General features: G+C 60.9%; 16 protein-coding genes and 2 tRNA genes. 4 read left to right on the top strand and 14 right to left on the bottom strand.

Features of this window, described 5'->3' with window-relative positions; genetic code table 11:
- Nucleotides 1-9: 9 nt before the first annotated feature.
- From rpsR to rnr, 4 genes are all read right to left on the bottom strand, one after another.
- Nucleotides 10-240: a 30S ribosomal protein S18 gene (gene rpsR, locus CAF73_RS18155; RefSeq protein WP_002551829.1), complete on the bottom strand. Its 231-nt coding sequence runs from the start codon at nt 238-240 to the stop codon at nt 10-12.
- Between the two features lie 28 nt (nt 241-268).
- Nucleotides 269-697, bottom strand: coding sequence for a 30S ribosomal protein S6 (rpsF, locus tag CAF73_RS18150; RefSeq protein ID WP_007950702.1), 429 nt, complete (start codon nt 695-697; stop codon nt 269-271).
- 307 nt (nt 698-1,004) lie between these two features.
- Entirely contained in the window at nt 1,005-1,772 is a 768-nt protein-coding gene (rlmB, locus tag CAF73_RS18145; RefSeq protein ID WP_085701305.1) for a 23S rRNA (guanosine(2251)-2'-O)-methyltransferase RlmB, read from the bottom strand.
- Nucleotides 1,769-4,399: a ribonuclease R gene (gene rnr, locus CAF73_RS18140; protein WP_085701306.1), complete on the bottom strand. Its 2,631-nt coding sequence runs from the start codon at nt 4,397-4,399 to the stop codon at nt 1,769-1,771. The genes rlmB and rnr overlap by 4 nt, the downstream gene beginning before the upstream one ends.
- A 225-nt stretch (nt 4,400-4,624) precedes the next feature.
- Between rnr and CAF73_RS18135 the strand changes: the two genes are divergently transcribed.
- The 4 genes from CAF73_RS18135 (at nt 4,625) to CAF73_RS18120 (ending at nt 7,745) form a co-directional block, all read left to right on the top strand.
- A tRNA-Leu gene (locus CAF73_RS18135) sits at nt 4,625-4,711 on the top strand.
- A gap of 180 nt (nt 4,712-4,891) precedes the next feature.
- Nucleotides 4,892-4,978 (top strand) — tRNA-Leu (locus CAF73_RS18130).
- A gap of 191 nt (nt 4,979-5,169) precedes the next feature.
- Nucleotides 5,170-6,180 (top strand): extracellular solute-binding protein, encoded by a 1,011-nt coding sequence (locus tag CAF73_RS18125; protein ID WP_085703405.1) that lies wholly within the window; start codon nt 5,170-5,172, stop codon nt 6,178-6,180.
- Entirely contained in the window at nt 6,180-7,745 is a 1,566-nt protein-coding gene (locus CAF73_RS18120) for an iron ABC transporter permease (protein ID WP_085701308.1), read from the top strand. The genes CAF73_RS18125 and CAF73_RS18120 overlap by 1 nt, the downstream gene beginning before the upstream one ends.
- A 41-nt stretch (nt 7,746-7,786) precedes the next feature.
- Here CAF73_RS18120 and CAF73_RS18115 read toward each other — a convergent pair whose 3' ends face one another.
- The 10 genes from CAF73_RS18115 to CAF73_RS18070 form a co-directional block, all read right to left on the bottom strand.
- Nucleotides 7,787-9,721, bottom strand: a complete 1,935-nt coding sequence (locus CAF73_RS18115) for a methyl-accepting chemotaxis protein (protein WP_085703496.1) — start codon at nt 9,719-9,721, stop codon at nt 7,787-7,789.
- Between the two features lie 140 nt (nt 9,722-9,861).
- On the bottom strand, nt 9,862-11,154 hold the full coding sequence (locus tag CAF73_RS18110; RefSeq protein WP_085701309.1) for an adenylosuccinate synthase: 1,293 nt from the start codon (nt 11,152-11,154) through the stop codon (nt 9,862-9,864).
- A gap of 54 nt (nt 11,155-11,208) precedes the next feature.
- Nucleotides 11,209-12,396, bottom strand: a complete 1,188-nt coding sequence (locus tag CAF73_RS18105) for an ATP phosphoribosyltransferase regulatory subunit (RefSeq protein ID WP_007950716.1) — start codon at nt 12,394-12,396, stop codon at nt 11,209-11,211.
- 313 nt (nt 12,397-12,709) lie between these two features.
- Complete coding sequence (hflC, locus tag CAF73_RS18100) at nt 12,710-13,579, bottom strand: protease modulator HflC (protein WP_085701310.1); 870 nt, start codon at nt 13,577-13,579, stop codon at nt 12,710-12,712.
- Nucleotides 13,579-14,748: an FtsH protease activity modulator HflK gene (gene hflK / locus CAF73_RS18095; RefSeq protein WP_085685164.1), complete on the bottom strand. Its 1,170-nt coding sequence runs from the start codon at nt 14,746-14,748 to the stop codon at nt 13,579-13,581. The genes hflC and hflK overlap by 1 nt, the downstream gene beginning before the upstream one ends.
- A gap of 96 nt (nt 14,749-14,844) precedes the next feature.
- Nucleotides 14,845-16,146: a ribosome rescue GTPase HflX gene (hflX, locus tag CAF73_RS18090; protein WP_085701311.1), complete on the bottom strand. Its 1,302-nt coding sequence runs from the start codon at nt 16,144-16,146 to the stop codon at nt 14,845-14,847.
- Nucleotides 16,147-16,158: 12 nt separating this feature from the next.
- Nucleotides 16,159-16,419, bottom strand: a complete 261-nt coding sequence (hfq, locus tag CAF73_RS18085; RefSeq protein ID WP_007902656.1) for an RNA chaperone Hfq — start codon at nt 16,417-16,419, stop codon at nt 16,159-16,161.
- Between the two features lie 93 nt (nt 16,420-16,512).
- Nucleotides 16,513-17,484 (bottom strand): tRNA (adenosine(37)-N6)-dimethylallyltransferase MiaA, encoded by a 972-nt coding sequence (gene miaA / locus CAF73_RS18080; protein WP_085701312.1) that lies wholly within the window; start codon nt 17,482-17,484, stop codon nt 16,513-16,515.
- The gene (gene mutL, locus CAF73_RS18075; protein WP_085703404.1) at nt 17,484-19,391 is read right to left on the bottom strand and encodes a DNA mismatch repair endonuclease MutL; all 1,908 of its coding nucleotides are present in this window, start codon (nt 19,389-19,391) and stop codon (nt 17,484-17,486) included. The genes miaA and mutL overlap by 1 nt, the downstream gene beginning before the upstream one ends.
- Nucleotides 19,388-20,773 (bottom strand): N-acetylmuramoyl-L-alanine amidase, encoded by a 1,386-nt coding sequence (locus CAF73_RS18070; protein WP_371917950.1) that lies wholly within the window; start codon nt 20,771-20,773, stop codon nt 19,388-19,390. Before CAF73_RS18070 ends, mutL begins: the two co-directional genes overlap by 4 nt.
- Nucleotides 20,774-20,815: the final 42 nt, after the last annotated feature.

The following is a 20,815-nucleotide window of genomic DNA, read 5'->3' as shown; positions in this document are numbered from 1 at the left end:
TGCCCGGTCTCAGCGGCCGTGGCTGTCGGTGTAGGCCAGCAGGGCCAGGAAGCGGGCGCGCTTGATAGCGGTGGCCAGCTGACGCTGATAACGAGCTTTGGTACCGGTGATGCGGCTTGGAACGATTTTGCCGGTCTCGGATACGTAGGCTTTCAGAGTGTTGAGATCTTTGTAGTCGATCTCCTTCACGTCTTCAGCGGTGAAGCGGCAGAATTTACGACGACGGAAGAAACGTGCCATTTGATAGGCTCCTTAAAAGGTCCGTGGATTACTCGTCAGCGTTATCGCTGTTGTCGCTGTCGCTATCGCTGTCATCGCCATCGGCGCTGCCATCGTGCTCAGGACGTTCGCGACGCTCACGGCGCTCACTGCGGTTTTCTTCAGCCTTGAGCATCTCGGACTGGCCGGTAACGGCTTCGTCGCGACGGATGACCAGGTTACGGATCACAGCATCGTTGTAGCGGAAGTTGTCTTCCAGCTCGGCCAGGGCCTTGCCGGTGCACTCAACGTTCAGCATCACGTAGTGAGCCTTGTGAACATTGTTGATTGCGTAGGCCAGTTGACGACGGCCCCAGTCTTCCAGACGGTGGATTTTGCCGCCGTCTTCTTCGATCAGCTTGGTGTAACGCTCAACCATGCCGCCGACTTGCTCGCTCTGGTCAGGGTGGACCAGAAAGATGATTTCGTAATGACGCATGAATGCTCCTTACGGGTTGTAGCCTGCCGCTCAAAAACGGTCAGACAAGGAGTGAATGACACTTATGGACTTGCTGGCGCGGGGCACATGCATGCCTGCCGCCACAGCAAGGGGCGCAATTGTAGAGAAGGGACTGAAGAGGTGCAAGGCAATTGGTGATTATTTGAACAGTCACCATTGCGGGTCACACCACAAAGCACTGCGGGAGCGAGCCTGCTCGCGATTGGGGGAAACACTCAACAATGATGCTGAATGTAACTCCGCTTTCGCGAGCACGCCCGCTCCCACATTTGAATCGCCGCATGGCTCAAGGCTTTTTGGCAGCCGCCCTGGCCTTGGCACCGCGCTGGCGCTGGGCCTCGAACAGGCACACGCCTGTCGCCACGGAAACGTTGAGACTGCTGACGCTACCGGCCATCGGCAGGTGCACCAGGTAATCGCAATGCTCGCGGGTCAGGCGACGCATGCCTTTGCCTTCGGCCCCCATGATCAGGATGGTCGGGCCGGTCAGGTCCTGGTCATAGATGCTGACCTCGGCCTCACCCGCCGTGCCGACAATCCACAACCCGCGTTGCTGGAGTTTTTCCAGGGTGCGCGCAAGGTTGGTGACGGCCACCAGCGGAATCACTTCCGCCGCGCCGCAGGCCACTTTACGCACGACAGGCGTCAGAGTGGCCGACTTGTCCTTCGGCACGATGACCGCCAAAGCACCGGCTGCGTCCGCCGAACGCAGGCACGCGCCGAGGTTGTGCGGGTCGGTCACGCCGTCGAGCACCAGCAACAGCGGCGCGCCCTCGGTGCGATCTAACAGTTCGTCGAGCATCGCCTCGCCCCAGACCTGGCTCGGACTGACGTCCGCCACCACGCCCTGGTGCACGCCCTCGACCCAGGCATCCATTTCGCGGCGCTCGGCCTGACCGATCTGAACCCGGTTTTCGTTGGCCAGTTCAATGAGCGTCTGCACTCGCGGATCGTTACGGCTTTCGGCCAGCCAGATCTGCTTGACGCGCTTAGGGTGGTGACGCAGCAACGCTTCTACCGCGTGAACGCCGTAGATTTTTTCCAACTGACTCATGACTTCGCCTTCGGTTTACGTGCCCCGCCGCTTTTGGCTGGAGCGGAACCCGCTTTCGGCGGGCCCTTGCGGTGTTTGCTCGGCTTGGCTGGCTTGCCGCCGGAGGCCTTGTCAGGCGCCGACCGTCCGGTCTTTCCCCCGGACGCCGCTTTACCACCGCTCTTGGCGTCGGCCAGCAAGGCCTTTTTCAATTCACGGCTTTTGCGCAGCTCGGCGTTTTTCGCCACGGCATCGCTCGGACGATAGGCCTCGACAGCTTTTTCCTTGGCCGGACGACGGCTGGCGGTTTTTGCCGGAGCTTTTTCTTCCACAGCCTTGGCCGCCGGAGCGGTCGCCTCGGCGCCACGCTTCTTGCGGCCGATCGGCGCGCTGATGGTTTTTTCAGCCATCTCGAAGTCGATCTTGCGCTCGTCGAGATCGACGCGCATGACGCGCACTTCAACGGTATCGCCAAGACGGAAGCTGCGACCGGTGCGCTCGCCCGCCAAGCGGTGGTGCACAGGGTCGAAGTGGTAGTAGTCGCCCGGCAGTGCGGTGACGTGCACCAGACCTTCGACGTAGATATCGGTCAGTTCGACGAACAGACCAAAACCGGTCACGGCAGTGATCACGCCCGGGAACGATTCGCCCACGCGATCCTTCATGAACTCGCACTTGAGCCAGTTCACCACATCGCGGGTCGCTTCGTCGGCACGGCGCTCGCTCATCGAGCACTGCTCGCCGAGCTGCTCCAGCGCTGCTTCGTCGTACGGATAGATGCGCGCCTTCGGAATGGTCATCGCGCCGGCACGACGAACGTGCGGGGTGTCCTGTTTCGAATGGATCACGCTGCGGATCGCCCGGTGCGTGAGCAGGTCCGGGTAACGACGGATCGGCGAGGTGAAGTGGGTATAGGCTTCGTAATTCAGGCCGAAGTGGCCTTCATTCTGGGCGCTGTACACCGCCTGACTCAGGGAACGCAGCATCACGGTCTGGATCAGGTGGAAATCCGGACGGTCCTTGATGCTGGCCAACAGGGCCTGATAATCCTTCGGCGACGGGCCATCCTTGCCTTTGTGCAAGGACAGACCGAGCTCACCCAGGAACGCACGCAGTTTTTCCAGACGCTCCGGTGGCGGGCCGTCGTGGACGCGGTACAGCGCAGGGATCTCGTGCTTCTTCAGGAATTCGGCGGTGGCCACGTTGGCCGCCAGCATGCATTCCTCGATCAGCTTGTGCGCGTCGTTGCGGGTGGTCGGACGGATTTCGGCAATTTTGCGCTCGGAACCGAAGATGATCCGGGTTTCCTGCGTTTCGAAATCGATCGCGCCACGCACGTGACGGGCAGCCAGCAATACCTTGTACAGCGCGTAGAGCTGCTTCAGATGCGGCAAGACGTCGGTGTATTCACCACGAAGTTTGCGACCTTCGGCGGCCTTCGGCGTTTCCAGCATGGCACTGACCTTGTTGTAGGTCAGACGGGCGTGAGAGTGAATCACCGCTTCATAGAAGCAATAGTCGGTCATTTCGCCGGACTTGGAGATGGTCATCTCGCAAACCATGGCCAGACGGTCGACGTGGGGGTTCAGCGAGCACAGACCATTGGACAGCTGCTCCGGCAGCATCGGCACCACGCGCTCGGGGAAGTACACCGAGTTGCCACGGACCTGGGCTTCGTTGTCCAGAGCCGAACCGATCTTCACGTAGCTGGAAACGTCGGCAATCGCCACGTACAACTTCCAGCCGCCGGAGAACAGGCGCAGTTTGCCGGGCTTGGCTTCGCAATAGACCGCATCGTCGAAGTCGCGGGCATCTTCGCCGTCGATGGTGACAAACGGCAGATGGCGCAGGTCGACGCGCTTCTCTTTGTCTTTCTCTTCGACTTCCGGCTTGAGCTTGCCGGCTTCCTTCAGAACGGCTTCAGGCCAGACGTGCGGAATGTCGTAGGTGCGCAGGGCGACATCGATTTCCATGCCCGGCGCCATGTAGTTGCCGACGACTTCGATCACATCGCCTTGCGGCTGGAAGCGCGGAGTCGGCCAGTGGGTGATTTTCACCTCGACGAACTGACCGATCTGGGCGTTGGCGTTGCGGCCCGGCGTCACCAGCACTTCCTGCTGGATCTTCGGGTTGTCCGCGACGACGAAACCGATACCGCCCTCTTCGAAGTAACGGCCGACGATGCTTTCGTGGGCACGGGACACCACTTCGACGATCACACCTTCGCGACGACCACGACGGTCCAGCCCGGAAACACGGGCCAGGGCACGGTCGCCGTCGAACACCAGACGCATTTGCGCCGGGCTCATGAACAGGTCGTCGGAGCCGTCATCCGGCACCAGGAAGCCGAAGCCGTCGCGGTGACCGCTGATGCGGCCGAGGATCAGGTCGAGCTTGTCCACCGGCGCATACGTGCCACGGCGGGTGTAGATCAGTTGAGCGTCGCGCTCCATGGCGCGCAGGCGGCGGCGCAGGGCTTCAATCTGGTCTTCCGTAGTCAGACCAAACTCTTCGACCAGTTGCTCGCGGGCAGCAGGCGAACCCCGATCAGCAAGGTGCTGAAGGATCAGTTCGCGGCTGGGAATAGGGTTTTCATATTTTTCCGCTTCACGAGCGGCCTCGGGATCGAGGGACTGCCAATCGGCCATTAGAGAGTTTTCACCTTGTCTATATGCGGGTTAGTTTGGCATAGGCGCCATCAAACGGGAAATTTCCGACTATATAAGGCGCGTCTGGAGCCTTGTATCGACGCCTGAGGGGCGTTTTGAACACCGCTGGTAAAAAAAACCATTTTTTTTGCTGGCAGGGGTTTACAGTTAAAAACACGCTCCGTATAGTGCGCGCCATCGACGACGTACACACGTTGGCGAGATGCCCAGGTGGTGAAATTGGTAGACACGCCAGCTTCAGGTGCTGGTGACCTTACGGTCGTGGAAGTTCGAGTCTTCTCCTGGGCACCAATTTCGAGTTTGAGACTAGATCAGTTTCAAGACTCACACAAAACCCGCGAAAGCGGGTTTTTTGCATTCTGCGCCCGGGATTTTTCTGAAAATGATTTATTAAAATCAAATCAGGGGTTTACAGATCAAAAGGCGCTCCGTATAGTGCGCCACATCAACGGCGGCAACGCTGAAGATGAAGCCCAGATGGTGAAATTGGTAGACACGCCAGCTTCAGGTGCTGGTGACCTTACGGTCGTGGAAGTTCGAGTCTTCTTCTGGGCACCAATTCAAATTCAAGGTCACGATCTTGAATTTCACAAAAACCCGCGAAAGCGGGTTTTTGCGTTTCCGGGGTCTGGAAAAGATGAATCCAAACGTCTACCAAACCTACCCTTTGCCCACAAGGCGCACTTGAGAAACAATATCGTTTATCATTGTTGCAAGTTTTTGCAATGCGACAGTGAGGAACCCTGCGAATGATGTTTCGAAATACCCTGCGCCGCGGCTTGACCTTCACCCTGCTCAGCCTGGCACTCGCCACTCCCCTCACCCAGGCTGCCGACGCGGTTTCCCTGACTCTCTATAACGGTCAGCACAAGGAGGTCGGCGACGCCATCGCCAAAGCCTTCGAAGCCAAGACCGGCATTCACGTCAATGTACGCAAGGGCAGCAGCAATCAGCTGGCCAGCCAGATTATCGAAGAAGGCGACCGCTCTCCCGCCGACGTCATCTACACCGAAGAATCCCCACCGCTGAACAACCTCGGCGAACTCGGCCTGCTGGCCAAGACCGACGACGCGACCCTGGCCGTTCTGCCGAAAGAATACGTCGCCGGCAACGGCACCTGGATCGGCGTCACCGCCCGGGTTCGCGTAGTGGCCTTCAACCCGAAACTGGTCGATGAAAAAGACCTGCCAAAATCGGTGCTGGATTTCGCCGACCCGCAGTGGCAAGGCAAGGTCGGTTTCGTACCGACCAGCGGCGCGTTCCAGGAACAGGCAGTCGCCATCATCAAGAAGCACGGTCGCGACGCCGCCGAAGAATGGCTGACCGGCCTGCGCGCCTTCGGCAAGACCTACAGCAACAACATGGTCGCCCTCAAGGCTGTGGAAAACGGCGAAGTCGCCACCGTACTGGTGAACAACTATTACTGGTTCGCCCTGCAGCGGGAAAAAGGTCAGCTTGATTCGAAACTGCATTACTTCACCGGCGGCGACGTTGGCGGCCTGATCACCGTGTCCAGTGCAGCCGTGCTGAAATCCAGCAAACATCCAAAAGAAGCCCAGCAGTTCCTCGCCTACATGGCCAGCGAAGAAGGCCAGCGCGTCATCACCCAGACCACTGCCGAATACCCGCTGCATAAAGGCATGGAATCGGATCGCGGTCTCAAGCCGTTCAACGAACTGGAAGCACCGGATGTCACGCCCGCCGATCTCGGCAATGCCGAAGAAGCGCTGGAGCTGGAACGCGAAGTTGGCCTGAACTGATGACCACATCGTTATCCGCCCCCGCCACGCGCGGGGGTTACGTGCCACGGCGCAAGCGGCCGTCGATCTGGCTGGTGCTGCCGGTGTTGCTGCTGGTGGTCATGAGCCTGCTGCCGCTGGCCTACGTCGGCCTCAAAGCCTGGCAAGCGGGCTGGACCGAAGCGCTGCACTTGCTGTGGCGCCCGTACGTATTCGGCCTGCTGCGCAATACACTGGCGCTGATGGTTGGCGTGACGGTGACTTGTGGCGTGATCGGCCTGTCGCTGGCCTGGTTACTGGAGCGCAGCAACCTGCCGGGCCGGCGGCTGTGGGGCGTGATTCTTTGCCTGCCGTTCGCGGTGCCGGCGTTTGTCAGCAGCTTTACCTGGGTTTCGCTCAGCGCGCAGTTCGAAGGACTCGGCGGGGCGATCCTGGTGATGAGCCTGTCGAAGTACCCGCTGATCTTTCTGCCGGTAGCCGCCACGCTGCGTAATCTTGATCCCTCCCTTGAGGAATCGGCACGGACGCTGGGCCAGAATCGCTTGGGCGTTTTTTTCCGTGTCACCCTGCCCCTGCTCTGGCCTTCACTGCTGGCTGGTTCGCTACTCATTGCATTGCACATGCTGGTGGAGTTCGGCGCACTGTCGATCATTGGCCTGCAAACCTTCACCACCGCGATCTATCAGCAATTCGAACTGGAATTCAGCAATGCCAACGCAGCGATGCTGTCGGCGGTTTTGCTGGTGCTGTGCCTGATGCTGTTGTGGCTGGAGCTGCGCGTGCGTGGCAAGGGCCGCCATGTGCGTACCGGCCAGGGCGCGGCGCGTCGGGCTGAACAAGTGCGACTTGGGCCGTGGGCGATCGCAGGCCAGTTGTATTGCCTGATGCTGGCGGTTGTCGGCAGCGGGATTCCGCTGGGCATGCTGGCTTACTGGCTCGCCGTGGGATCGTCAGCGGCCTTTCCGGTGGCCGCAATCACTGAAGCCTTGCTGTCTTCACTGGCGCTATCGCTGGGTGGCGCGGGATTGTGTCTGGTGCTGGCGGTACCGGTCGGATTGCTGGTAGTGCGCTACAAAGGCCAACTGGCGATCTGGGCCGAACGCCTGCCCTATCTGCTGCACGCCCTGCCGGGACTGGTGATTGCCCTGACGCTGGTGTATTTCGCCCTGCATTACGTGCCGGTGCTGTACCAGACCTCCGCGCTACTGCTGATCGCCTATGCGCTGCTGTTTCTGCCGCTGGCTCAGGCACCGATCCGCACGGCGCTGAACAAGGCCGCACCGCAACTCGAAGAAGCCGCCCGTACGCTGGGCGCATCGTCGTTCACGGCGTTCTGCCGAGTGACCCTGCCGATCATCTTCCCGGCACTGGGCGCCGCCTTTGCGCTGGTGTTTCTGGATGCCATGAAGGAGCTGACGGCGACGTTACTGCTGAGTCCGACGGGGCTCAACACCTTGGCGACGGAAGTCTGGGCGCACACCGCTAATGTCGAGTTTGCAGCGGCAGCGCCTTATGCGGCGTTGTTAATTGTGGTATCGGGATTGCCCGTTTACCTGCTGACAACCCGGATGTATTTGAGCCGATAAAAAAATCGCAGCCGAGGCTGCGATTTTTTTTGCCTGTCACATCAAGCCCGAAACTGCCCCAGACTGGCCTTGAGCTGCGCCGCCAGACCATCCAGCACCTTGCCGCTGGCCGTGGTCTCGACCACCGCCTGAGCGGCTTTCTCGGCCTGGGCATGAATCGTCTCGACCCGCCCACGCACTGCCTGCGCGCCCTGCGCCTGATGCGCCGCAGCCTGAGTCGCCAGCCCGATCGCCGCATGCACCTGCTCGACCGACGCCTGAACCGACTGCTGCAACCGCGCGCTGTCTCGCAGCACCAGCAAGCCTTCGCTGGCCTGACGCCCGGCCTGGCCGATCGCTTCCACCGCTTCACGGGCTCCCTGCTGCAAAGCCACAATGTGCGCCTGAATGTCGCCGGTGGAACTTTGGGTCTTGCTCGCCAACGCGCGGACTTCATCCGCCACCACCGCAAACCCGCGACCGGTCTCGCCCGCCCGGGCCGCCTCAATGGCCGCGTTGAGCGCCAGCAGGTTGGTCTGCTCGGCGATACCGTGAATCACGGTCAGCACCACTTCGATCTGTTCACTCTGCTGCGCTAGCCGTTCGATGACTTTCGCCCCGGTATCGACCTGTCCCGCCAACGCCTCGATAAGGCTGCCGACCTTCGCCGAAGTGCGAGTGTTCTCGTCGGTGGCCTGCCGAATATCCACCACCTGTTTCAACGCGGCCTGCATCGCATGGCTTTCCGACTGTGCTTCGTCGGCCATTTGCGACAGTGCCCGCAGACTTTCAGCCACTTCATCACGCTGCATCCCGGCCGCCGCATCGGCACCGGCGTTGCGCAGAGTCATGGCACCGATTTCCACACCGGTACGCTGAGCCACATCCCCGGCCTCACGCACGATTGGCTGCAACTTATCCACAAAGCGGTTGACCGCCGAAGCCATGTCGCCGATTTCGTCCTTGCTATTGATCTGCACACGCTTGGTCAGATCGCCCTCGCCTGCTGCCAGATCATCCATCGCCGCATTGAGCATTTTCAGGCGTTTGACCACTCGATGACCAAGCACGACCGCCAGCAGCAACAACACGCCGGCACCGACCAGCGCCAGGCCCATGCCGATGCGCCAGCGCAGGGTGGCTGCAGCATCCTGCACGGTACTGGTGGTGTTGGCCTTCATTTCGGCAGCCGTGGACTGCGCCGATTGCAAGCGCGCACGCATGGCGGTGGCACTGTCGGCCGCAGCGCCCTTGAGGCTGTCGCCGACCAGTTGATCGCTGCTGGCAATCAACGCCGCGAAGCGCTGATCGAGTGCCGCCAGATCGGCTTCCACCGAAGCAGTCGAGACGCCCATCAATACCTTGCCGATCTCCACGCCATTGGGGTTGATCGAGGCTTCCAAGTAGTAGACCGACGGATCGTTCTTCGCCGCATCCAGCACTTTATCCAGTGCCCGCTCACCCTGGCCCTTTTCCAAAAGGGCCTTGTTGATCGGGTTTTCACGGTTGAGGTAGCGGGTCAGATGCTGGCCGGTGGCGTCGTCATACACCACGAACAGCACGTTGGGGTTGCGCTGGGCCCGGCGGGCGAATTCGGACAGGGTCGGCACGTCGCTGTCCCACATGGCGCGAGGCGCCACCGAGGCCAGCAACTGAGCCATGTCATTGGCCGAATCCTTCAGGTCTTTTTCCAGCGTCGCACGCAACTGCGCCTGCTCGTCCTTCAGACGCGAGGAAAGACCGGCGGTCAGGCGCTGACGGGTATTTGAGGACAGGTTGTCCAGGCTCGATGTGACTTCGCGCCCGGCCTGCTCCAGCTCACCGGACAATTTCTGGCTGTCGGCGCCCAGGCGGGTGCCGAGATCGGCTTCCAGCGCAGTCACGGTGCTCCGCGTCAGGGCAACGGCCACCAGCACTTGCACCAAAAGGGCGATACCAAGGGTAACGAACACGGGCCGCAACAGACGGCTTTGTAACAGTGAGAGAACGGCTGACACTTTGAATCCCTCTACTTCTGACGCCATTAATTTGATGGCACTCTTGTAGACAGAATCACAGCAAAGGTCATGCCGTCCAACAGGCATAAACGACAAAGGCCCCGATGAAGGGGCCTTTGTGTTTTTACATCAACGACTTATCAAGCGAACGGATGACGCAGAACGATGGTTTCGTTGCGGTCCGGGCCCGTCGAAATAATGTCGATCGGCGCGCCGACCAGCTCTTCGATGCGCTTGATGTAGTTGCGTGCAGCCTGTGGCAGCTCTTCCAGGGTCTTGGCACCCAGGGTCGATTCGCTCCAGCCCGGCATCTGCTCGTACACCGGCTCCAGGCCAATGTAGCTGTCAGCATCAGTCGGTGCATCGATCATGGCGCCATCAGCGTTCTTGTAACCCACGCAGATGTTGATGGTTTCCAGACCGTCCAGCACGTCCAGCTTGGTCAGGCACAGGCCCGAGATGCTGTTGACGTCGATGGCGCGACGCAGAATGTTGGCATCGAACCAGCCGCAACGACGGGCGCGACCGGTAGTGGCGCCGAACTCATGACCACGCTTGGCGAGGAACGCACCAACATCGTCGAACAGTTCGGTCGGGAACGGACCCGAACCGACGCGCGTGGTATAGGCCTTGGTAATACCGAGGATGTAGTCGATGAACATCGGGCCGACACCCGAACCGGTCGCGATGCCGCCGGCAGTGGTGTTGGAGCTGGTCACGTACGGGTAAGTACCGTGGTCGATGTCCAGCAGCGAACCCTGAGCGCCTTCGAACATGATGTCCTTGCCGGCGCGACGCAGGTCGTGCAGCTCGGCGGTGACGTCGAGCATCATCGGCTTGAGCAGTTCGGCGTATTCCATGCACTCGTCCAGTGTCTTCTGGAAGTCGATGGCCGGCTCTTTGTAGTAATTGACCAGTACGAAGTTGTGGTAATCCAGCAACTCGCCCAGCTTGGCGGCGAAACGCTCACGGTGGAACAGGTCACCGATGCGCAGGCCGCGACGTGCAACCTTGTCTTCGTACGCCGGGCCGATGCCGCGACCGGTGGTGCCGATCTTCATCTCGCCACGGGCCTTTTCACGAGCCTGGTCCAGTGCCACGTGGTAGGACAGGATCAGCGGGCAGGATGGGCTGATGCGCAGGCGCTCGCGAACCGGTACGCCCTTCTCTTCCAGCTTGGTGATTTCCCGCAGCAGGGCGTCAGGTGCAACCACCACGCCGTTGCCGATCAGGCACTGCACGCCTTCGCGCAGCACGCCCGACGGGATCAGGTGCAGGACGGTTTTCTCACCGTCGATCACCAGGGTGTGGCCAGCGTTGTGGCCACCCTGGTAGCGCACTACGGCGGCAGCATGTTCGGTCAGCAGATCAACGATCTTGCCTTTGCCCTCATCACCCCATTGGGTGCCCAGGACTACGACATTCTTACCCATAACACTTGTCCTCATTCGCGCAAACTTGGTGCCGGCGGTGGCCGGCAGGAAAACTCAGGAAGCCAGTGGCGATACTTGCCAAAGCCCGTTCTGCTGGATCAATTGCCGGTCGCAGTCCGCATCACGGGCGGCGGCCAAAGGTTGTCCAGGCAATGCCTGAACGACACGCTGACCCTCACTGCGCAACTGGCAAACCTGCTGCCAGAGTGCCGCATCCGTACTGTCAGGCATCCAGATACCGCCAGACGGTAGCTCGATCTCAGCACGCCCCAGGGTCACCAGGGTTTTCAAATCGGTGGAGAAGCCGGTGGCCGGACGGGCGCGACCGAAGTCGGCGCCGATGTCGTCGTAGCGACCGCCCTGAGCGATGGACTGGCCAACACCCGGCACGAACACCGCGAACACCACACCGGTGTGGTAGTGATAACCGCGCAGCTCGCCCAGGTCGAAGTACAGCGGCAATTCCGGGAAGCGCACTGACAGGCGCTCGGCGATCGCCAGCAAATCTTCCAGCGCCGCCAGTACTGGCGCCGGCGCATTGGCCAGACGCTCGCGGGCAGCGGTCAGTACTTCACGGCCGCCGCACAGATCGACCAGCGCACGCAACATGCCGGACAGATCGGCCGGCAGACCTTCGGTCAAGGTAATGACCTCGTCGATGGCCTTGCGTTGCAGCGCATCGAACAACTGCTGCTCGACTTCACCCGACAGACCGGCCGCCTGAGCCAGACCGCGGTAGATGCCGACATGCCCGAGGTCCATGTGCACGTCCGGCACGTCGGCCAGTTGCAGCATGGCCAGCATCAGGCTGATGACTTCGACATCGCTGCTCGGGCTGGCATCGCCGTACAACTCGGCGCCCAGCTGGATCGGGCTGCGCGAAGACGACAAGGCACGCGGCTGGGCATGCAGCACGCTGCCGGCGTAGCACAGACGGCTCGGGCCTTCGCGACGAAGGGTGTGCGCATCGATGCGCGCCACTTGCGGCGTGATGTCGGCACGGAAACCCATCTGCCGGCCCGATTGCGGGTCGATGACCTTGAAGGTACGCAGATCCAGGTCCTGGCCCGCGCCGGTCAGCAGGGATTCCAGGTACTCGATATGGGGAGTCACGACAAACTCGTAACCCCAGCTCTGGAACAGATCCAACACCTGACGACGCGCGACTTCAATGCGCGCCGCTTCCGGTGGCAGTACTTCTTCGATGCCATCTGGCAGCAGCCAGCGGTCTACCGTTGCCATTACGCCATTCCCCTTAGATCCGGGCGGCCAGCCCGAGGGCGAGCCTTGAGTGAAGCAGAAAATGACCGGCCCGTTCAAAACGCACGCGCATGAACGACGCGGCGAAAGGCCTGTTACCGGCTTCGCCCATCACTTTCCTCGAAAAACTGTCGGGCCATTCAACCCGATCTTCTGCAACAAAAACAGCAATCAAACGTGCAGACGCAAAAAAGCCGGGAATTTCCCGGCTGCCGCATCATACACACGTTTTCCCAAAGGATCACCCCGCCCGAGGTTTTAGCCGCCGGGCGGAGTAATTCAGGTCAACGTCGTATCAAGGCTTGGCCTTCTCCAGATACTTGAAGAAGTCGCTGCTTGGGTCGAGGACCATGACGTCGGATTTGTTCGCGAAGCTTTCACGGTAGGCACGCAGGCTACGGTAGAACGCGTAGAAATCCTGATCCTGACCGTAGGCCTTGGAGTAGATCGCAGCGGCCTGGGCGTCGCCGTCACCGCGAATCTCTTCGGATTCACGATAGGCTTCAGCCAGCAACACGCGGCGTTGACGATCGGCGTCGGCACGGATGCCCTCGGCCAGCTCGTTACCTTTGGCGCGGTGCTCGCGAGCTTCACGCTCACGCTCGGTGCTCATACGTTCGAACACGCTGCGGTTCACTTCTTTCGGCAGATCGATGGCCTTGACCCGGACATCGACGACTTCGATACCCAGCTCTTTTTCCGCCATCTTGTTCAGCGACGCCGTGATGTCAGCCATCAGCGCATCGCGCTCACCCGACACCACTTCGTGCAGGGTGCGCTTACCGAACTGGTCACGCAGGCCCGATTCCAGACGACGGGACAGACGCTCGTCGGCAATCTGCTTGAGGCCGGACGTTGCGGTGTAGAAGCGCTCGGCATCTTTCACGCGCCACTTGGCGTAGGCATCGACCATCACGGCTTTCTTTTCCAGCGTCAGGAAGCGCTGCGTCGGCGCATCCAGCGTCATCAGACGTGCGTCGAATTTACGCACCTGGTTAACGTATGGAACCTTCACATGCAGACCCGGCTGGACGTCAGCCTGAACCACGCGACCGAATTGCAGCAACACCGCGCGCTCGGTCTGAGCGACGATGTAGAAGCAGTTCCAGCCAATCAGTACCACGACAACGCCAACGATCAGGGCGATCAGCGATTTATTGCTCATCAGCGGGTCTCCCTTGTACGCGACTGCGGCAGGTCAGTGACATGCGGCGTGACGTCCGTGTTGTTGCTGGCGGCAGCCGAACCGGTGACCGGCGCATTGCTGCCCGAACTGTTCTGAATCATCTTGTCCAGCGGCAGGTAAAGCAGATTGCTCTGGCCATTCTTGTTGCCGGTCACGAGTACCTTGCTGGTGCTGCTGAAGACTTCCTGCATGGTGTCCAGGTACAGACGCTGGCGAGTAACCTCGGGCGCCTTGCGATACTCGGCAACCAGCTTGGTGAAGCGATCCGCCTCACCCTTGGCGCGCGAGACCGTTTCGTCACGGTAACCGTTGGCATCTTCGAGGATGCGCTGGGCCTGACCACGAGCTTCCGGCACCACGCCGTTGGCGTAGGTTTCAGCCTGGTTGCGCGAACGCTGTTCGTCTTCACGGGCGCGGATCACGTCATCGAAGGCTTCCTGCACTTCACGCGGTGCCGCTGCGCTCTGTACGTTGACCTGGGTGACCGTGATACCGGTGCGATAGGTATCGAGGAAACGTTGCAGACGCTCCTTGATCTCGCTGGCCATCAACTCACGACCTTCGGTCAGCACCTGATCCATCGCGGTGGAACCCACCACATGGCGCAGCGCACTGTCGGTCGCATGTTGCAGGCTGATTTCCGGCTGGTCGACGTTCAGCACGAAGTCCTGCAGGTTGCTGATCTTGTACTGCACGGTCAGCGGCACTTCGACGATGTTCTCGTCTTCGGTCAGCATCTGGCCCTGCTTGGTGTAGGCACGCTCACGCGTGACGTTCTCCATGTACTTCTTGTCGATCGGCGGGAAATAGATGTTCAGGCCGGGACCGACAGTCTCGTAGTACTTGCCGAAGCGCAGCACCACGGCTTGCTCCTGCTCGTCCACGACGTACACCGCGCTGTACAGCCAGACCGCCGCCAGCACGACGAGGCCGATGCCGAGCAGGCCGCCGAAGCCGCCGCTCTTGCCCGAGCCGCCACCGTCATCACCGCGTTTTTTTCCACCACCGAACAACCCGTTCAGGCTTTCCTGCAGCTTTCGGAAGGCCTCGTCGAGATCCGGCGGCCCCTTGCGGTCGCCGTTGTTGCGACGCTTGCCACCCCAAGGATCCTGATTGTTCGAGTTGCCACCCGGCTCATTCCAAGCCATAGCGCTCTCCATCTGATAAAGCAAAGACGCACCCACGGCGCGCCGACCAATGCTACAGAATGCCTGCCGTTGCGGCACAACCGCTTTGCCAGGCTTTTATTGCAAAGTGTGTTGCTCGATGAACTCCGTCGGCACAACGCCTTCACGACTGACCAGTCGATTGAGCTCCGAGCGTGGCAATCGAACGGCCAGCAAGCTGACCCCTTCTTCGTCGTGTTCTTCTTTCTGCACCGCACCCAGTTCGAAGAACTGGGCACGCAGACGCGCGAACCGCTGAGGCAGGCGCAGGGTTCCCACGAACAGGTCACTGCCCAACAACTCGGCAATCGCCTGCTCGAGCAATTCCAGACCGGTGCCATCACGCGCCGACAGCCAGACCCGCTGAGGCTTGCCGTTTTCATCGCGCTGGATTTGTGGCTCAACGCCTTCAAGCAAATCGAGTTTGTTATAGACCTCGAGGATCGGCAAGTCCTGGGCACCGATCTCGCCCAGCACCACCATCACCTGCTCGATCTGCAACATGCGATCCGGTTCGGCCGCATCGATCACGTGCAACAGCAGGTCGGAATTGCTCGACTCTTCGAGCGTAGACCGAAATGCCTCGACCAGTTTGTGCGGCAAGTGGCGGATGAAACCCACGGTGTCGGCCAGAACAATCGGCCCCAGGTCATCCAGATCCAGACGGCGCAGGGTCGGGTCGAGCGTGGCGAACAGCTGGTCAGCCGCGTACACCTCGGACTTCGTCACGTTATTGAACAGTGTGGATTTACCGGCGTTGGTGTATCCCACCAGAGACACGGTTGGGATATCCGCACGCGAGCGGCCGCGACGCGACTGTTCGCGCTGGCTGCGCACTTTTTCCAGCCGCCCCTTGATCTGGCGCAGGCGAACCCGCAGCAGTCGCCGGTCGGTTTCGAGCTGGGTTTCACCCGGACCGCGCAGGCCGATACCGCCACCCTGACGCTCAAGGTGAGTCCAGCCGCGAACCAGCCGGGTGCTCATGTGGTCAAGCTGGGCCAGTTCTACCTGGAGCTTGCCCTCATGGGTACGGGCGCGTTGGGCGAAAATATCGAGAATCAGACCGGTACGGTCGATCACGCGACACTCGAAGACACGTTCGAGGTTACGTTCCTGACTGGGCGTAAGGGTGTGATTGAAGATGACCAGATCGGCTTCTTTGGCGTGAACCAGGTCGCGCAGTTCCTCGACCTTGCCGCTGCCAATCAGGTATTTGGCGGTTGGCCGATGACGCGGCACGTTAAAAAACGCAACGGTCTCGGCGCCAGCCGAATTTGCCAGTTCCTGAAACTCCTGCGGATCTTCGCGCGCCTCAGGGTCCTGTCCATCCAAGTGAACGAGGATGACTCGTTCACCACCACCGTGGCGCTCAAAGAACAAAGGAGACTCCTATCAGGCGTTACCTGGCTCAGCGTCACCTGCTTCGGATTCGGTTGCGCTTGGCAGACGAATTGGACGAACCGGCACGACTGTAGAGATAGCGTGTTTGTAAACCATCTGGCTGACGGTGTTCTTCAGCAGGATAACGAACTGGTCGAACGACTCGATCGTGCCTTGCAGTTTGATCCCGTTTACCAGGTAGATGGAAACCCCCACTTTCTCTTTACGTAAAGTATTCAAGTAAGGGTCTTGTAGCGAATGCCCTTTTGACATGTGCCGCACTCCTTTAAGGATTCAATATAAAAAATAGGTAAACAGATGGCTTTTGCCGCCACACCCCCAAGGATAGACGGCAATTGCAAGGACTCAGCTCAATATGGAGATCGTCCCAAGGTATTTCAAGGCGCGTGGCAGATTGTCGCAATCCAGACTGTCGAGCCAGTGCAAATCCTTCCAGCTGCGCAGCCAGGTGAACTGGCGTTTGGCCAATTGGCGCGTGGCGATGATGCCCCGCTCCTGCATCTCGGCCGACGTCAGCTTGCCATCCAGGTAGTCCCAGACCTGGCGGTAGCCTACCGCACGTATAGACGGCAACCCGGCATGCAGGTCACTTCTATTACGCAGGGCTACGACCTCGTCGATGAATCCCTGTTCCAGCATATTTGTGAATCTTTGTTTAATGCGCTCGTGCAGTATCTGACGATTAGTTGGAGCAATCGCCAGATTCGCGACAGTATAGGGCAATTGTTGCAATCCCGATGCGACCGCTTCGGTACTTTGTACAGATTGTTTCAGCCGCAGTTCAGTCATGCTCTGACCACTGACCCGGTAAACTTCCAGTGCACGACTCAGTCGTTGTGGATCGTTCGGATGGATACGTGCCGCAGACTCTGGATCGATGACCGCCAACTGATCGTGCAGGGCCTGCCAGCCAAGGCGTGCAGCCTCTTCTTCGATCTGCGCGCGAACTTCGGGATCGGCCGCCGGCATGTCCGCCAGACCTTCGATCAAAGCCTTGTAATAGAGCATCGTGCCGCCCACCAGCAGCGGAATTTTTCCGCGTGCGGTGATCTCGGCCATGGCCTCCAGCGCATCGCGACGGAAATCTGCGGCCGAATAGGCTTCGGCCGGGTCGAGAATGTCGATCAGCCGGTGGGGAAACTCGGCCAGCAATTCTTTGGACGGCTTGGCGGTGCCGATGTCCATGCCGCGATAGACCAGCGCCGAATCGACACTGATCAGCTCGCACGGGAGTACCTTGGTCAGCTCGATGGCCAGATCTGTCTTGCCCGCAGCGGTCGGGCCCATCAGGAAAATCGCTGGAGGAAGCTGGCTCATCAACGACCGCGCAGGAACAGTTTGTCCAGATCGTCCAGGCCCAGTTGGGTCCAGGTCGGTCGGCCATGGTTGCATTGACCGCTGCGCTCGGTGTTTTCCATGTCACGCAGCAGGCCGTTCATTTCCGGCAGGGCCAGGCGCCGGTTGGCGCGAATCGCGCCGTGGCAGGCCATGGTGCCGAGCAGTTCATTCAGATGCGCCTGGATCCGGTCGCTGGTGCCGTATTCCATCAAGTCCGACAGCACATCGCCCACCAGTCGGTTGGCTTCGGCCTGCTTGAGCAGGGCCGGGATCTGCCGGATGGCCAGGGTTTCCGGGCCAAGGCGCTGCAATTCAAAACCGAGGCGCTGGAACCATGCCGCATGCTCTTCGGCGCAATCGGCCTCGCGCTGACTGACCGCCAGCGATTCCGGCACCAGCAGCGGCTGACCGCTCAGGCCTTCGCTGGCCATGGCAATCTTCAGGCGCTCATACATGATCCGCTCGTGAGCAGCGTGCATGTCCACCAAAACCAGGCCCTGAGCGTTCTCGGACAGAATGTAGATGCCCTTGAGCTGGGCCAGCGCGTAGCCCAGCGGCGGAATGTCTTCCTGACCGGCCGGCAGCGCGTTGGCATTCGCCTCGGGCAGCGGCGCAAAAAACTCGCGATACGCAGCCTGGGCCTCAGCTACCGGCACGGTCGATTGCGGGCGCGGCGTGTATTGATACTGATAACCGCCGCCCGCGCTGGCACCCGAAGCGGTGTTGAACGCTGGTTGCGCCTGCGGCTGCTCCAGCAACGCGTTGGCTGCCAGACGCATTTCGCCCTGCGGCCCGAATTCCCCGGCTTCAAGGCCGGTTGGCCGGACGATCGCAGTCGTGACCGACCCGGCCAACTGATCTTCCGGTCGCACATCGCCGAGAGCACGGTGCAAGGTGCCATACAGGAAGTCATGCACCATGCGCCCGTCGCGGAAGCGCACTTCGTGTTTGGTCGGGTGCACGTTGACGTCGACCGCTGCCGGATCGACCTCGAAAAACAGCGCGAACGTCGGATGCCGGCCGTTGAAGAGCACATCGCGATAAGCCTGACGCACCGCGTGTGCCACCAGTTTGTCGCGCACCGCACGGCCGTTGACGAAGAAATACTGCAAGTCCGCCTGGCTGCGGTTGAAGGTTGGCAGACCGACCCAACCCCACAAATGCAGACCATTGCGCTCGATCTCGATCGGCAACGCCTGCTCCAGGAAGCCCGAACCGCAGATCGCCGCCACACGCCGGGCGCGGGCCGCATCATCGTGGGCTTCGTGCAGGCTGAGGATCGTCTTGCCGTTGTGACGCAAATGGAACGCCACGTCGAAACGCGCCAGCGCCAGACGCTTGATCACTTCCTGCAGGTGATCGAATTCGGTTTTTTCGGTTTTGAGGAATTTGCGCCGCGCCGGGGTGTTGAAGAACAGGTCACGGACTTCCACCGAGGTGCCGACCGGGTGGGCCGCAGGCTGCACGCGAGGCGCCATGTCACGGCCTTCGGTCTCGACCTGCCAGGCCTGATCGGCATCACGGGTGCGCGAGGTCAGCGTCAGACGCGCCACGGAACTGATCGACGCCAGCGCCTCGCCCCGGAAGCCCAGGCTCATCACCTGTTCAAGGTCTTCCAGATTGCGGATCTTGCTGGTGGCGTGACGGGCCAGAGCCAGCGGCAGGTCATCGGCAGAAATGCCGCTGCCGTCGTCGCGCACTCGCAGCAGTTTGACACCACCCTGTTCGACATCGACGTCGATGCGCCTGGCACCGGAATCGAGGCTGTTTTCCAGCAACTCCTTGATCACCGAGGCCGGACGCTCGACCACTTCACCGGCGGCGATCTGGTTCGCCAGCCGCGGGCTGAGCAGTTCGATGCGGGCAGCATTCAGGACCTGATTCATTCTTTGGACGCCAGTTCGGTGCCGGGAATGGTCAGGTGCTGACCGACTTTCAGATCATCGCTTTTCAGATTGTTGGCACTGCGCAGCGTGGCCGGCGAAATCTGGTAACGCACGGCAATCATCGCCACGGTTTCACCCGGGCCTACCCGGTGATCACGCGGTCCCTGAGCGATCTTGCCCGAATCACGCAGCCAGGCGATGTAACTGCCCGGTGGCGGATTCTGCTGGAAGAACTGGCGTACGCCACTGCTGATCGAGCGCGCCAGCGCCTGCTGGTGGCTCGCTGCCGAGAGCTTGTTCGCTTCGTTGGCGTTGGAGATGAAGCCGGTTTCCACCAGGATCGACGGGATGTCCGGAGATTTCAGCACCATGAACCCGGCCTGCTCCACACGCTGTTTGTGCAGCGGGGTGACCCGACCAATGTTGGTCAGGACTTTCTGGCCGACATTGAGGCTGGAGGTCAGCGAGGCGGTCATCGACAGGTCGAGCAGAACGCCGGCCAGCATCCGGTCCTTGTCATCAAGGCTGACGTTGCCGGCACCGCCGATCAGGTCGGAACGGTTTTCACTGTCGGCCAGCCAACGGGCGGTTTCCGAGGTGGCACCGCGGTCGGACAGGGCGAACACCGACGCCCCGAACGCGGCCGCAGACGGCGCAGCGTCGGCGTGGATCGAGACGAACAGGTCGGCGCCTTTCTTGCGGGCGATTTCAGTACGGCCGCGCAGCGGGATGAAATAGTCGCCGGTACGGGTCAGTTCGGCACGGAAGCCTTTCATGCCGTTGACCTGACGCTGCAGCTCGCGGGCGATCTGCAGTACCACATCCTTTTCGCGCTGACCGCGAGAACCCGATGCACCCGGGTCTTCACCACCGTGTCCGGCATCGATGACCACGATGATGTCGCGCTTGCCGGCCGGGGCGGGTGGCAGTTTGATCGCCGGCTCAGCCGGGGTGACGGGCACCGCCGGAACGGTCGCAACCGTTGGAGTAGACGAAGGCGCAGGCGGCGGGGCGGCGTCAGCCGGATTGTCGAACAGGTCGACCACCAGACGGTTGCCGTACTGCGCATTCGGCGCCAGCGAGAAGCTTTTCGGGGTGACGGCCTTCTTCAGGTCGATGACCACCCGCAGGTCGGTCGGCGTGCGCTGGGCCGAACGTATGGCGGTGATCGGTGTATTGGCGGTCTGCACATTCAACGGCGCGCCGAGGGTGGCGCCGTTGATGTCGATCACCAGGCGATCCGGCGCGGTCAGCGTGAAGACGCCGTGCTGCACCGGGCCTGTCAGGTCGAAGACCAGTCGCGTGTTGTCCGGCGCCCGCCACAGGCGCACGCTGTTGACCTTCGTGTCGGCCACAGCGTTGACGGTTACTGCCATCAACATCAGTCCAGCGGCAGCCACCAACGCGCGAAAGCGCATACCTAA

It is taken from the genome of Pseudomonas sp. B15(2017), from assembly GCF_002113215.1.
GTDB lineage: Bacteria > Pseudomonadota > Gammaproteobacteria > Pseudomonadales > Pseudomonadaceae > Aquipseudomonas.
The sequence above is the reverse complement of the archived record's forward strand: the minus strand, read 5'-3'. Positions and strand labels throughout refer to the sequence as shown.

What these genes read in the sequence shown, in the direction of transcription:
- rlmB (WP_085701305.1), bottom strand. Translation starts at nt 1,772, where the DNA reads ATGAGTCAGTTGGAAAAAATCTACGGCGTTCACGCGGTAGAAGCGTTG.
- hfq (WP_007902656.1), bottom strand. Translation starts at nt 16,419, where the DNA reads ATGTCAAAAGGGCATTCGCTACAAGACCCTTACTTGAATACTTTACGT.
- rpsR (WP_002551829.1), bottom strand. Translation starts at nt 240, where the DNA reads ATGGCACGTTTCTTCCGTCGTCGTAAATTCTGCCGCTTCACCGCTGAA.
- CAF73_RS18110 (WP_085701309.1), bottom strand. Translation starts at nt 11,154, where the DNA reads ATGGGTAAGAATGTCGTAGTCCTGGGCACCCAATGGGGTGATGAGGGC.
- miaA (WP_085701312.1), bottom strand. Translation starts at nt 17,484, where the DNA reads ATGAGCCAGCTTCCTCCAGCGATTTTCCTGATGGGCCCGACCGCTGCG.
- hflC (WP_085701310.1), bottom strand. Translation starts at nt 13,579, where the DNA reads ATGAGCAATAAATCGCTGATCGCCCTGATCGTTGGCGTTGTCGTGGTA.
- rpsF (WP_007950702.1), bottom strand. Translation starts at nt 697, where the DNA reads ATGCGTCATTACGAAATCATCTTTCTGGTCCACCCTGACCAGAGCGAG.
- CAF73_RS18125 (WP_085703405.1), top strand. Translation starts at nt 5,170, where the DNA reads ATGATGTTTCGAAATACCCTGCGCCGCGGCTTGACCTTCACCCTGCTC.
- CAF73_RS18105 (WP_007950716.1), bottom strand. Translation starts at nt 12,396, where the DNA reads ATGGCAACGGTAGACCGCTGGCTGCTGCCAGATGGCATCGAAGAAGTA.
- hflK (WP_085685164.1), bottom strand. Translation starts at nt 14,748, where the DNA reads ATGGCTTGGAATGAGCCGGGTGGCAACTCGAACAATCAGGATCCTTGG.
- CAF73_RS18120 (WP_085701308.1), top strand. Translation starts at nt 6,180, where the DNA reads ATGACCACATCGTTATCCGCCCCCGCCACGCGCGGGGGTTACGTGCCA.
- CAF73_RS18070 (WP_371917950.1), bottom strand. Translation starts at nt 20,773, where the DNA reads ATGTTGATGGCAGTAACCGTCAACGCTGTGGCCGACACGAAGGTCAAC.
- rnr (WP_085701306.1), bottom strand. Translation starts at nt 4,399, where the DNA reads ATGGCCGATTGGCAGTCCCTCGATCCCGAGGCCGCTCGTGAAGCGGAA.
- mutL (WP_085703404.1), bottom strand. Translation starts at nt 19,391, where the DNA reads ATGAATCAGGTCCTGAATGCTGCCCGCATCGAACTGCTCAGCCCGCGG.